This window comes from Nonomuraea antimicrobica, from assembly GCF_039536965.1.
GTDB classification, from domain to species: Bacteria; Actinomycetota; Actinomycetes; order Streptosporangiales; family Streptosporangiaceae; genus Nonomuraea; species Nonomuraea antimicrobica.
On sequence record NZ_BAAAZP010000157.1, the window covers coordinates 20928 to 33873 of the forward strand.

Genomic DNA, 12946 nt, shown 5'->3' on the forward strand with positions numbered 1-12946 from the left:
AAGGTGGTGAGATCCGTCATGTCCGATTCCAGAGTGCCCGATTCCAGAGGAGCCGATCCCGGAGGCCCCGATTCCCGGGGAGCCGACGTCAAGGGGACCGACTCCAGGGCCGTGCTCGAGGCTCCTGACATCCACCGGGCGCTGACCCGTATCGCGCACGAGATCCTCGAACGCACCAAGGGCGCCGACGACGTCGTCCTGCTCGGCATCCCGACCCGCGGCGCCACCCTGGCCAGGCGGCTCGGTGAGCGCATCGAGCAGTTCGAAGGCGTCAAGATCCCCGTCGGCTCGATCGACATCACGATGTACCGCGACGACCTGCGGCGCGGCCCCGTCCGGCCGCTCGGCCGCACCGAGGTCCCGTCCGACGGGATCGACGGCAGGGTCGTGGTGCTCGTCGACGACGTCCTCTACTCGGGCCGCACCGTGCGCGCCGCGCTCGACGCGCTCAACGACCTCGGCAGGCCCACCGCCGTGCAGCTCGCCACGCTGGTCGACCGCGGCCACCGCGAGCTGCCCATCCGCGCCGACTACGTCGGTAAAAACCTGCCCACCGCCAAGAGCGAGAAGGTCAAGGTCTACCTGCAGGAGATCGACGGCCGCGACGCGGTGCTGCTCATGAAGGGGGGCGCCAGGTGAACCGGCATCTGATCTCCGCGGGAGACCTGGTCAAGGATGACGCGCTGCTCATCCTCGACACCGCCGAGGAGCTGGCGAGGGTCTCGGAACGTTCCATCAAGAAGCTGCCGACGCTGCGCGGGCGCACGGTGGTCAACCTGTTCTTCGAGGACTCCACCAGGACGCGCATCTCGTTCGAGGCGGCGGCCAAGCGGCTGTCCGCCGACGTGATCAACTTCTCCGCCAAGGGGTCGAGCGTGTCCAAGGGCGAGTCGCTCAAGGACACCGCGCTCACCCTGGAGGCCATGGGCGCCGACGCGGTCGTCATCCGCCACAGCGCCTCCGGCGCGCCGCACCGCCTGGCCAACTGGGTGCACGGCAGCGTCGTCAACGCCGGCGACGGCACCCACGAGCACCCCACGCAGGCGCTGCTCGACGCCTTCTCCATGCGCCGCCGCCTGGGCAACCTGGAGGGGCGCAGGGTCACCATCGTGGGCGACGTGCTGCACAGCCGGGTCGCCCGCTCCAACGTGCTGCTGCTGCACACGCTCGGGGCGGAGGTCACGCTGGTCGCGCCGCCGACCCTGCTGCCCGTCTCGGTCGGGACCTGGCCCTGCGAGGTGTCCTACGACCTCGACGCCGTGCTTCCCAAGTCCGACGCGGTGATGATGCTGCGGGTGCAGAAGGAGCGGATGAACGCCGCGTACTTCCCGAGCGAGCGCGAATACTCCCGCCGGTACGGCCTCGACCGGGCGCGGTTCGCGAAGATGCCCGACGACGCGATCGTCATGCACCCCGGCCCGATGAACCGGGGCATGGAGATCGCCGCCGAGGTGGCCGACTCGGCGCGCTCCACGATCGTCGAACAGGTCGCCAACGGCGTGACCATCCGCATGGCCGTCCTTTACCTGCTGCTCGGGGGCGAGACCGCGTGAGCCGGCGCAGCGAAGCAACCGAGGAGCCCAACCGAGGAGCGCAGCAGCATGATCATCCGTAACGTGCGGATTCTCGGCGGCGAGCCCGTGGACCTGCGGGTCGCCGACGGGGCGATCGCCGCGATCACGCCCGCCGCCGAGCGGGCGAGCGCGGGCGGCCCCGGCGACCAGGTGGTCGACGGCGAGGGCGCGATCGCGCTGCCCGGCCTCGTCGACCTGCACACGCACCTGCGCGAGCCCGGCAGGGAAGACGCCGAGACCGTGCAGACCGGCACCCAGTCGGCCGCCCGCGGCGGCTACACCGCCGTGCACGCCATGGCCAACACCTCGCCCGTCGCCGACACCGCCGGCGTGGTGGAGCAGGTGTGGCGGCTCGGCCGCGAGTTCGCGCACTGCGACGTGCACCCGGTCGGCGCCGTCACCGTCGGCCTGGAGGGCAGGCAACTGGCCGAGCTGGGCGCGATGGCCGACTCTGCCGCCCGCGTGCGCGTCTTCTCCGACGACGGCAGGTGCGTCGACGACGCGGTGCTCATGCGCCGCGCACTCGAGTACGTCAAGGCGTTCGACGGCGTCATCGCCCAGCACGCCCAGGAGCCCCGCCTCACCACCGGCGCCCAGATGAACGAGGGCGTCGTCTCCGGCAGGCTTGGCCTGACCGGCTGGCCGGCCGTCGCAGAAGAGGCGATCATCGCCCGCGACTGCCTCCTGGCCGCCCACGTCGGCTCCCGGCTGCACGTCTGCCACGTCTCCACGGCCGGCTCCGTCGAGATCCTGCGCTGGGCCAAGTCCAAGGGCTGGAACGTCACCGCCGAGGTCACCCCGCACCACCTGCTGCTCACCGACGACCTGGTCGAGGAGTCGCCGGTGGGCGCGTACAACCCGATCTACAAGGTCAACCCGCCGCTGCGCACCCGCGCCGACGTCGAGGCCCTGCGCGCCGCGCTGGCCGACGGCACGATCGACATCGTGGCCACCGACCACGCGCCCCACCCGGTCGAGGACAAGGAGACCGAGTGGTCGGCCGCGGCCATGGGCATGGTCGGCCTGGAGACCGCGCTGAGCGTCGTCCAGGAGGCCATGGTCGAGACGGGCCTGCTCGACTGGGCGGGCGTCGCCGAGCGCATGTCCGCCGTGCCCGCCCGCATCGGCCGCCTGGCCGGTCAGGGGCGGCCGCTCGAGGTGGGCTCGCCGGCCAACATCACCCTCTACGACCCGACCGTACGCACGAAGGTCGACCCCGCCGCATTCGCGTCCAAGAGCAGGAACACCCCGTATGAGGGGATGACGCTGCCCGGCCGGGTGGTGGCCACGTTCCTGCGCGGCAGGCCGACCGTACTCGAAGGGAAGCTGGTTTGAACACAGCGGTGCTCGTCCTGGAAGACGGCCGGGTCTTCCACGGATCCCCGTACGGCGCCGAAGGCGAGACGTTCGGCGAGATGGTCTTCAACACCGGCATGACCGGCTACCAGGAGACCCTGACCGACCCCTCCTACCACCGGCAGATCGTCGCCATGACGGCGCCGCACATCGGCAACACCGGCGTCAACGACGAGGACCCTGAGTCGGGGCGCGTCTGGGTGGCCGGCTACGTCGTGCGCGAGCCGTCCAGGGTGGTCTCCAACTGGCGGGCCAACCGCTCGCTCGACGCCTACCTCAAGGAGCAGGGCGTGGTCGGGATCGCCATCAGCGGCACCCGCGCGCTCACCCGCCACCTGCGCGAGCGCGGCGCCATGCGCGCCGGCATCTTCAGCGCGCCGTCCGAGCCGGTCGAGGAGCTCGTCGAGCGCGTACGTCGCGAGCCCGGCATGGAGGGCGCCGACCTGGCCGCGGAGGTGGCCACCGCCGAGCCCTACGTGGTGCCCGCCGTCGGGGCCAAGCGGTTCACCGTCGCGGCCGTCGACCTGGGCATCAAGGGCATGACGCCGCACCGGATGGCCGAGCGCGGCTGCGAGGTGCACGTGCTGCCCGCGACGGCCGCCTACGAGCAGATCATGGCGGTCGGGCCCGACGGGGTGTTCTTCTCCAACGGCCCGGGCGACCCGGCCACGGCCGACGTGACGGCGCTGCGGAAGGTCCTGGAGTCGGGGGTGCCGTTCTTCGGGATCTGCTTCGGCAACCAGCTCTTCGGGCGGGCGCTTGGGCTGTCGACGTACAAGCTGCGCTACGGCCACCGCGGGGTCAACCAGCCGGTCCAGGACGTGCGCACCGGGAAGGTGGAGATCTCGGCGCACAACCACGGGTTCGCGGTCGAGGCGCCGCTCGACGGGCCGTTCGAGACGCCCTTCGGGCCGGCCGAGGTCAGCCACGTCAACCTCAACGACCGCTGCGTGGAGGGCCTGCGGCTGCTGAGCGGCCGGGCCTTCAGCGTCCAGTACCACCCCGAGGCGGCCGCCGGGCCGCACGACGCGGCCTACCTATTCGACGAGTTCTGCTCGGTGATGGCGGCCGGGCGGGACGACACCGGGCAGCATCCGATTTCGAGTTCTGTGAGGTCATGAGCCGTGCCCAAGCGTGAGGACATCAGGTCGGTCATGGTGATCGGCTCGGGGCCGATCGTGATCGGCCAGGCCTGCGAGTTCGACTACTCCGGCACCCAGGCGTGCCGCGTGCTGCGGGCCGAGGGGTTCCGCGTGATCCTCGTCAACAGCAACCCCGCCACGATCATGACGGATCCGGAGTTCGCCGACGCCACGTACGTCGAGCCGATCACCCCCGAGTTCGTCGAGAAGATCATCGCCAAGGAGCGCCCCGACGCGCTGCTGCCCACGCTGGGCGGCCAGACCGCGCTCAACACCGCCGTGGCGCTGCACGAGTCGGGCGCGCTGGAGAAGTACGAGGTCGAGCTGATCGGCGCCGACTTCGACGCCATCCAGGCGGGCGAGAACCGCGAGCGGTTCAAGGAGATCGTCGCCGAGGTCGCCCGCGAGCACGGGCTCAACGCCGAGTCGGCCAGGTCGCTCATCTGCCACACCATGGACGAGTGCCTGGCCGCCGCCGCCGAGTTGGGCTACCCCGTCGTCGTACGCCCCTCGTTCACCATGGGCGGCGCCGGCTCCGGCTTCGCCTACCACGAGGACGACCTGCGCCGCATCGCCGGCGCCGGGCTCGACGCCTCCCCGACCACCGAGGTGCTCCTGGAGGAGTCGATCCTCGGCTGGAAGGAGTACGAGCTGGAGGTCATGCGCGACAAGGCCGACAACGTCGTCATCGTCTGCTCCATCGAGAACATCGACCCGATGGGCGTGCACACCGGCGACAGCGTCACCGTCGCGCCCGCGCTGACCCTGACCGACCGCGAATACCAGAACATGCGCGACGTCGCCATCGCCGTCATCCGCGCGGTCGGCGTCGACACCGGCGGCTGCAACATCCAGTTCGCGATCGACCCCCGCACCGGTCGCATGATCGTCATCGAGATGAACCCCCGCGTGTCCCGGTCGTCCGCGCTGGCCTCCAAGGCCACCGGCTTCCCGATCGCGAAGATCGCGGCCAAGCTGGCCATCGGCTACACCCTCGACGAGATCCCCAACGACATCACCAAGGAGACCCCGGCCTCCTTCGAGCCGACGCTCGACTACATCGTGGTGAAGGTGCCGCGCTTCGCCTTCGAGAAGTTCAGGGGCGCCGACCCGACCCTCACCACGCACATGAAGTCGGTGGGCGAGGCCATGGCCATCGGCCGCTCGTTCCCCGAGGCGCTGCAGAAGGCACTGCGCTCGCTGGAGAAGAAGGGCTCCTCCTTCACCTGGGCGGGCGACGTCCAGCCCAAGGACGAGCTGCTCGCGGCCTGCCGCACCCCGCACGACGGGCGGCTGCGTACGATGCAGCAGGCCATCAGGGCGGGCGCCACGCCAGCGGAGCTGCACGAAGCCACCAGCGTCGACCCGTGGTTCGTCGACCAGCTCTTCCTGCTGCACGAGGAGGCCGAGGCCGTCGCCGCGGCGCCCGAGCTGACCGCGGAGGTGCTCGAACGGGCCAAGCACCTCGGGTTCAGCGACGCGCAGCTCGGCGAGATCCGCGGCATCGACGAGGCCAGGGTGCGCGACCTGCGCCACGCGCTCGGGCTGCGGCCGGTCTACAACACCGTCGACACGTGCGCCGCCGAGTTCGCCGCCACGACGCCCTACCTCTACTCGACCTACGACGAGGAGAGCGAGGTCCCCCACGGCGAGCGGCAGAAGGTCATCATCCTCGGCTCCGGGCCCAACCGCATCGGGCAGGGCATCGAGTTCGACTACGCGTGCGTGCACGCCTCCTTCGAGCTGTCCAGGGCCGGGTTCGAGACCGTCATGGTCAACTGCAACCCCGAGACCGTCTCGACCGACTACGACACCTCCGACCGGCTCTACTTCGAGCCGCTCACCCTGGAGGACGTCCTGGAGGTCGTGCACGCCGAGCAGCAGACCGGGCCGGTCGCGGGCGTGATCGTGCAGCTCGGCGGGCAGACGCCGCTCGGCCTCGCGCAGGCGCTCAAGGACGCGGGCGTGCCCGTGGTCGGCACCTCGCCCGAGTCCATCCACCTGGCCGAGGAACGCGGCGCGTTCGGGCGGGTGCTGGCCGAGGCGGGGCTGCCCGCGCCCAGGCACGGCACCGCCCTGACGGTGGCCGAGGCCACGGAGATCGCCGAGGAGATCGGCTACCCCGTGCTGGTCCGGCCCTCGTACGTGCTCGGCGGGGCCGGCATGGCCATCGTGTACGACGAGCAGACGCTCACCACGTACATGGCGGCCCAGGAGGGCGGCCACCCGGTGCTCATCGACAAGTTCCTCGACGAGGCCATCGAGATCGACGTCGACGCCCTCTACGACGGCGAGGAGCTCTACCTGGGCGGCGTCATGGAGCACATCGAGGAGGCCGGCATCCACTCCGGCGACTCGGCGTGCGCCCTGCCGCCCATCACGCTCGGCGGCGCCGACATCAAGGCCATCCGCGCCGCCACCAAGTCCATCGCCCACGGGGTGGGCGTGCGCGGGCTCCTGAACGTCCAGTACGCGATGTCCGCCGGCGTCCTGTACGTGCTGGAGGCCAACCCGCGCGCCAGCCGTACGGTGCCGTTCGTGTCCAAGGCCACGGCGGTGCCGCTGGCCAAGGCGGCGGCCCGGGTGATGCTGGGGGCGTCGATCGCCTCGCTGCGCGAGGAGGGCATGCTGCCCGCCCACGGCGACGGTGGCACGCTGCCCCTCGACGCGTCCATCGCGGTCAAGGAGGCGGTGCTGCCGTTCAACCGGTTCCGCGGCGTCGACACCGTCCTCGGGCCCGAGATGCGCTCGACGGGCGAGGTCATGGGCATCGACGAGTTCTTCGGGATCGCGTACGCCAAGTCGCAGGCGGGCGCCTACGGCGAACTGCCGACGAAGGGACGCGCGTTCGTATCCGTGGCCAACAGGGACAAGCGTGCGATGATCTTCCCTGTGAAGGCGCTGGCGGATCTCGGATTCGAGATCCTGGCCACCGAGGGTACCGCCGAGGTGCTGCGCCGTAACGGTGTCCATGCCAAGATCGTGCGAAAGCACAGCGAGGGGACGGGTCCCGGAGGTGAGCCCACGAGCGTGCAGGCCATTCTCGACGGCGAGGTAGACCTGATCGTCAACACGCCCTTCGGCAGCCCCGGGCAGTCGGGGCCGCGGCTCGACGGCTACGACATCCGCACGGCCGCCGTGCTGCGCGGCATCCCGTGCATCACCACGGTCTCCGGGCTCGCCGCGGCGGCGGCCGGCATCCAGGCGATCGTACGCGGCGACGTCGGCGTACGGTCCCTTCAGGAGCACGCACAGGCACTCCGGGGCTGACCCCGCACGGGAGGTGAAGACGACTGGCCGGCACACCGGTGCAGGTGACGGGCACGGTGCTGACCACGCGCCGGGTCGACGCCTACCATGCGCTGACGGTGGTGGCGCCCGGCATCGCCGAGCGTTACCGCCCCGGCCATTTCGTCTCCGTGGCGGTCGGCGGGGCGTACACCTCGATGGTGACGCGCCGCGCGCTGTCCATCCACGACGTGAAGTCCGACTACGGCGGCACGGTCGAGCTGGTCTTCACCACCCGTGGCCCCGGCACGGGGTGGCTGGCCGAGCGGCGCGCCCGTGACACGCTCGACCTGGTCGGGCCGCTCGGGCGGCCGTTCCCGCTGCCGCGCGACCCCGCCCACTGCGTGCTGGTCGGCTCCGAGTACGGCTCCGCCGTGCTGTTCCCGCTGGCCGACGCGCTGCTGGCGCGCGGCTGCCGGGTCGACTTCGTGCTCGGCGGGGCCGGCGCGGAGCGGGTGTTCGGGGCGATGCGGGCCCGCAGGATGTCCGAGACGACCACGCTGACCACCGAGGACGGCTCGCTCGGGCTGCGCGGCAAGGTCACCGACGCGCTGCCCGCGGTGATCGCCGACACGCGGGCCGACGCCGTCTACGCCTGCGCGCCGATGGAGACGCTGCGGGCGGTGACGGCGGTGGCGATGGAGTTCGACATCCCGGTGCAGGTGGCGGTCGAGGAGGCGATGGCGTGCGGCATCGGTGTGTGCATGACGTGCGTGCTGCCCGTCATCGGCGACGACGGGACGACCAGGATGGTCAGGGCGTGTGCGGAGGGGCCGGTGTTCCGGGGGGAGCGGGTGCGCTTCGAGGACGTGGGAACGATCCCGTTCGACGCGCTCGGCGCCCCTGGGGGCGGTGCGCGACATGTCGGTTGATATGCGGACATTTCTGGCTCATGTGGAGCTGGCGAACCCGATCACCACGGCCGCTGGCTGCGCCTCCTCGGGGCGGGAGCTGGCCCAGTTCTTCGACCTGCACCGGCTCGGCGCGCTGACCACCCGCTCCATCACCATGGCGCCGCGCGCCGGCCGGCCCACGCCCCGCATGGCGGAGACGCCCTCGGGCATGCTCAACGCCGTCGGGCTGCAGGGGCCGGGCATCGACGCGTTCCTGGAACGCGAGCTGCCCTGGCTGGCCCAGCGGGGCGTCAAGACCATCGTCTCGATCGGCGGCGGCACCGTCGCCGAATACTCCGAGCTGGCCCGCAGGCTTGCCGACGCGCCCGGGGTGACCGCGCTGGAGGTCAACCTCTCCTGCCCCAACATGGAGGACCGCGGGCGCGTCTTCGCCCGCGAGGGCAGCGCCGCGGCCGAGGTCATCGCCTCCGTACGCTCCATCATGCGCTACGACGTGCCCGTCATCGCCAAGCTCGCCCCCGACGTGGCCGACATCGTCTCCGTCGCGCGGGCCTGTGTGGACGCCGGGGCCGACGCGCTGTCCATGATCAACAACCCGCTGGGGATGGCCATCGACACCGAGGCGCTGCGGCCGTCCCTGGCCGCCGTCACCGGCGGGCTGTCGGGGCCGGCCATCCTGCCGCTGGCCGTACGGTGCGTCTGGCAGGTCCACGCCGCCCTGCCCGGCGTGCCCCTGATCGGCGTCGGCGGCGTGATGAGCGGCAAGGACGCCTTCCAACTCGTCCTGGCCGGCGCCTGCGTGGTCGGGGTGGGCACGGCGCTGTTCCACGACCCGTACGCCTGCCTGCGCATCGAACGCGAGCTGGAGGACCTGCTGCGGGCCCGCGGCTTCCACCGGCTGGCCGACGCCGTCGGCCTGGCCCACCGCCCGCCCGGGAGCGCCCCCCGGCACCTGCTCGTCGACACCGAGGACAGCACGCCTTGACCCCGATCAGCGCGAACGCGGCCCGGCGCCGAGCAGAGCCTGCCTCGACCCGGCGCCGAGCAGAGCCGAGCCTGCCTTGGCCCGGCGCCGAGCGGAGCCCTACCTGACCCCCGAACCTTTGGAGAGCACGCCTTGACCCCCGCACCCATAGCCGTCGCCCTCGACGCGCCCGACCTGGAGACCGCCGCCCGGTGGGCCGCCCTGGTCACGCCCCACGTCAGCACGGTGAAGGTGGGCCTGGAGCTCTACCTGCGCTACGGGCCCGACGTGATCGCCTCCGTACGGGGGGCCAGCGGCGTACGCCTGTTCCTCGACCTCAAGCTGCACGACATCCCCAACACCGTCGCGGGCGCCGCGCGGGCCGTGGCGCGGCTGCGGCCCTCGATACTCACCGTGCACGCCGCCGGGGGGCCCGCCATGATCAGGGCCGCCGTGGAGGCCGCGCCGCACACTCAGATCGCCGCCGTCACCATCCTGACGTCCCTGACCGAGGACGACCTGGGACGCATCGGTCTCCTGGGACCGGCCGACGACGCCGTCCGCCGCCTGGCGGCGCTGTCGGTCGAGGCGGGCGCGACCGCGCTCGTGTGCTCGCCCAACGAGGTGCGGGCGGTGCGCGCGGAGGTGGGCGAGGGGATCACCCTCATCACTCCCGGCGTCCGGCCCGCGGGGGCCGCCACGCAGGACCAGGCGCGCGTGGCCACCCCTGAACAGGCGCTCGCGGACGGGGCCGACCTGCTGGTCATCGGCCGCCCCATCACCGGCTCCCCGGACCCGGGGGCCGCCGCGGCCGCCATCGCCGCCTCGCTGCGCCGCGCCTCCTGACGCGACCGCGCGGGCGACCCCGCACGCATGCCCGCAAGTCGATCCGCAGCGGAACCCTGGAAGGGCGCACGCCCCGTGGGCACCGCATGCCCCGAGCCCGTCCGGCACCACCGGGCGCCACGAACGGCCCTCCGGACGGACGGCCGCCGCGACACGCCCGCAGGGCTCCGCTAACAAGATCGTAATGCATCCGCGCAGCCCTCCGCACGCCACTGCCCGCCCGGGTTTCGGCCCTGGTCTGGGCGGGATTTCGGACATCAGCGCGGGACGGGACCCCGATCGACGTCGCGTTTCGCGACGTCGTCGCGGGCCGACGTGCGAAGGCGGAAGTGAGGGCGATTTGATCAGCGCAATGTGATTTTACGAACACGGAGAGTGATGAAGTGGATTTTGTGGCGAGAGAAACCGCTCTTGACGTTGCTTAGGGGGCGATGACCAGCTAGTTTCCCTTCCCGTCCGAGTACATCGACAGAAATTCGAGGTGACCCGGCGTGGCTCTTCCTCCCCTGACCCCTGAGCAGCGCGCCGCAGCCCTGGAGAAGGCTGCCAAGGCCCGTAAAGAGCGTGCCGAGGTCAAGAACCGGCTCAAGCATGGCGCGGTTTCTCTGGCTGAGGTGCTCAAGGATGGGCAGACCGATGACGTCATCGGCAAGATGAAGGTCTCGGCCTTGCTGGAATCGCTCCCCGGAGTGGGCAAGGTCCGCGCCAAGCAGCTCATGGAGCGGCTTGCGATCGCCGAGTCCCGCCGCGTGCGGGGCCTCGGCGCGAACCAGAGGGCCTCCCTCGAGCGCGAGTTCGGTGGCAACGAGAGCTAATCTCTGTTCCACACGAAACCGCGGGTTCAACGGGGGGTAGGAAGTGACCGAGAGGTCCTGGTCCGGCGACGTCAGCGCCCACGAGGCGGTCGGACCGGGAGCCGAGGTCGGCTTCCTGCCCTCATGCGAAAGACGGCTGACGGTCCTGTCGGGACCGTCGGGCGTCGGTAAGTCCACGGTCGTCGCCGAGCTCCGGCGGGCACATCCAGAGGTGTGGCTGTCGGTCTCGGTGACCACCAGGCGGCCCCGGCCCGGCGAGGTCAACGGGGTCCACTACTTCTTCGTCGACGGCGAGGAGTTCGACCGGCTCGTGGCGGCCGGAGACCTGCTCGAATGGGCGGAGTTCGCGGGCAACCGCTACGGCACGCCGCGCGAGCCGGTGCTGAAGAAGCTCGCCGAGGGCATCCCGACGCTGCTCGAGATCGACCTCGAGGGCGCCAGGCAGGTGCGGCGGAGCATGCCGGAGGCGCTGCTGGTGTTCCTGGCCCCGCCCACGTGGGAGGAGCTGGAGAAGCGGCTGCGCGGTCGCGGCACCGAGCCGGAAGACGTCATCACGCGCCGGCTGGACGCCGGACGGGTCGAGATGGCCGCCGAGTCGGAGTTCGACCTCACGCTGGTCAACACAAGCGTCCAAGATGTGTGCCACCGGCTGATAGCCTTGATGACTGACCCTCAGGGGGTCACGACAACCACCAACCGAGAGGTCTGACATCGTGGCAGGCAGCACCCCGGCCGCGGAGGGCATCACCAACCCGCCGATCGACGCGCTGCTCGACATCGTCGACAGCAAATACTCCCTGGTGATCATGGGCGCCAAGCGCGCTCGCCAGATCAACGCCTACTACTCCCAGCTCGGCGAGGGCCTGCTGGAATACGTTGGGCCGCTGGTCGAGACGCATGCCCAGGAAAAGCCGTTGTCCATCGCGCTGCGCGAGGTCTCCGAGGGCCTGCTCAACGCCGAGCCCATCGAAGGCGCGGTCTGACCCCTTCGATGAAGGTCGTCCTGGGCGTCAGCGGCGGCATCGCCGCTTACAAGGCGTGTGAGCTGCTGCGCCTGTTCGCCGAGTCCGGGCACGAGGTGCGGGTCGTGCCGACCCGTGAGGCTCTGAAGTTCGTGGGCGCGCCCACCTGGGCCGCCCTGTCGGGCAACCCCGTGTCGGCCGAGGTGTGGGACGACGTCCACGAGGTGCCCCACGTACGCATCGGCAAGAGCGCCGACCTCGTCGTGGTGGCGCCCGCGACCGCCGACGTGCTCGCCAGGGCCGCCCACGGCCTGGCGGGCGACCTGCTGACCAACACGCTGCTGACGGCCACCTGCCCGGTGGTGTTCGCGCCCGCGATGCACACCGAGATGTGGCAGCACCCCGCCACCCGCGCCAACGTCGAGACACTGCGCGAGCGGGGCGCCGTCGTGATCGACCCGGCAGTGGGCCGGCTCACCGGCGCCGACACCGGCCCAGGGCGGCTGCCCGACCCGGCCGAGATCTTCCAGCTCTGCCTGCGCGTGCTGCGCGGGCGGCCCCGCGACCTGGCCGGGCGCAAGGTCGTGATCTCCGCGGGCGGCACCCGCGAGGCCATCGACCCCGTCCGCTACATCGGCAACCGCTCCTCGGGCCTGCAGGGATACGCGCTGGCCCGCACGGCCGCCGCCAGGGGCGCGGAGGTGACGCTGGTGGCGGCCAACGTCACGCTGCCCGACCCGGCGGGGGCCACGGTGGTGCGGGTGGAGTCGACGGCCGAGCTGCGCGAGGCGGTGCTCGTCGCCTCGGCCACGGCCGACGTGGTCGTCATGGCCGCCGCGGTGGCCGACTTCCGGCCCGCGACGCGGCAGGACGCCAAGATCAAGAAGACCGGCGGCGAGCCCGAGCCCATCCGGCTGACCAAGAACCCCGACATCCTCGCCGAACTCGGCGAACGCCGCCGCAGCACCGGTCAGGCGAGCACTCCCACGCCCGGCAGCACCGCCCCAGCGAGCACGGCCACCCCCGGCAGCACCGCTCAGGCGAGCACGGCCGCGCCCGGCGCCACCGCTCAGGCGAGCGCCGCCGCACCGGCCCCTGCCATGCCCGGTGCCGCCACGCCCGCGGGTCCGGGCGACACGCCCGGC

The 12946-nt window shown here is 71.7% G+C and carries 12 protein-coding genes; all 12 read left to right on the forward strand.

Translation table 11 applies throughout. The annotated features are described in order from the left end of the window. The first annotated feature begins 18 nt into the window (after window positions 1-18). Window positions 19-639, forward strand: a complete 621-nt coding sequence (gene pyrR, locus ABD844_RS38695; RefSeq protein WP_344889644.1) for a bifunctional pyr operon transcriptional regulator/uracil phosphoribosyltransferase PyrR — start codon at window positions 19-21, stop codon at window positions 637-639. Next, window positions 636-1553 carry an aspartate carbamoyltransferase catalytic subunit gene (locus tag ABD844_RS38700; protein WP_344889647.1) on the forward strand — a complete coding sequence of 306 codons (918 nt, stop codon included), beginning with the start codon at window positions 636-638 and terminating at the stop codon, window positions 1551-1553. The genes pyrR and ABD844_RS38700 overlap by 4 nt, the downstream gene beginning before the upstream one ends. 48 nt (window positions 1554-1601) lie before the next feature. Continuing rightward, the gene (locus ABD844_RS38705; protein WP_344889650.1) at window positions 1602-2909 is read left to right on the forward strand and encodes a dihydroorotase; all 1308 of its coding nucleotides are present in this window, start codon (window positions 1602-1604) and stop codon (window positions 2907-2909) included. Then, window positions 2906-4051: a glutamine-hydrolyzing carbamoyl-phosphate synthase small subunit gene (gene carA / locus ABD844_RS38710; RefSeq protein WP_344889653.1), complete on the forward strand. Its 1146-nt coding sequence runs from the start codon at window positions 2906-2908 to the stop codon at window positions 4049-4051. The genes ABD844_RS38705 and carA overlap by 4 nt, the downstream gene beginning before the upstream one ends. Window positions 4052-4054: 3 nt before the next feature. Further along, entirely contained in the window at window positions 4055-7342 is a 3288-nt protein-coding gene (carB, locus tag ABD844_RS38715; protein ID WP_344889656.1) for a carbamoyl-phosphate synthase large subunit, read from the forward strand. Between the two features lie 38 nt (window positions 7343-7380). Further along, complete coding sequence (locus ABD844_RS38720) at window positions 7381-8232, forward strand: dihydroorotate dehydrogenase electron transfer subunit (protein WP_344889659.1); 852 nt, start codon at window positions 7381-7383, stop codon at window positions 8230-8232. Continuing rightward, entirely contained in the window at window positions 8222-9199 is a 978-nt protein-coding gene (locus tag ABD844_RS38725) for a dihydroorotate dehydrogenase (protein ID WP_344889662.1), read from the forward strand. The genes ABD844_RS38720 and ABD844_RS38725 overlap by 11 nt, the downstream gene beginning before the upstream one ends. Before the next feature lie 132 nt (window positions 9200-9331). Further along, window positions 9332-10024 (forward strand): orotidine-5'-phosphate decarboxylase, encoded by a 693-nt coding sequence (gene pyrF / locus ABD844_RS38730; protein ID WP_344889664.1) that lies wholly within the window; start codon window positions 9332-9334, stop codon window positions 10022-10024. Between the two features lie 491 nt (window positions 10025-10515). Further along, a complete protein-coding gene (mihF, locus tag ABD844_RS38735) occupies window positions 10516-10839 on the forward strand; it encodes an integration host factor, actinobacterial type (protein ID WP_020541698.1) in 324 nt (107 codons plus the stop codon). 115 nt (window positions 10840-10954) lie between these two features. Beyond that, on the forward strand, window positions 10955-11548 hold the full coding sequence (gene gmk / locus ABD844_RS38740; protein WP_344889674.1) for a guanylate kinase: 594 nt from the start codon (window positions 10955-10957) through the stop codon (window positions 11546-11548). Between the two features lie 4 nt (window positions 11549-11552). After that, entirely contained in the window at window positions 11553-11822 is a 270-nt protein-coding gene (gene rpoZ, locus ABD844_RS38745) for a DNA-directed RNA polymerase subunit omega (protein WP_090930634.1), read from the forward strand. An 8-nt stretch (window positions 11823-11830) separates the two neighbouring features. Beyond that, the coding region (gene coaBC / locus ABD844_RS38750) for a bifunctional phosphopantothenoylcysteine decarboxylase/phosphopantothenate--cysteine ligase CoaBC (RefSeq protein ID WP_344889672.1) at window positions 11831-12946 on the forward strand (1116 nt) is incomplete at its 3' end.

Bases quoted from the DNA above. Each gene is read 5' to 3' on its own strand.
- pyrR (WP_344889644.1), top strand. From the start codon at position 19: ATGTCCGATTCCAGAGTGCCCGATTCCAGAGGAGCCGATCCCGGAGGC.
- ABD844_RS38725 (WP_344889662.1), top strand. From the start codon at position 8,222: ATGTCGGTTGATATGCGGACATTTCTGGCTCATGTGGAGCTGGCGAAC.
- ABD844_RS38705 (WP_344889650.1), top strand. From the start codon at position 1,602: ATGATCATCCGTAACGTGCGGATTCTCGGCGGCGAGCCCGTGGACCTG.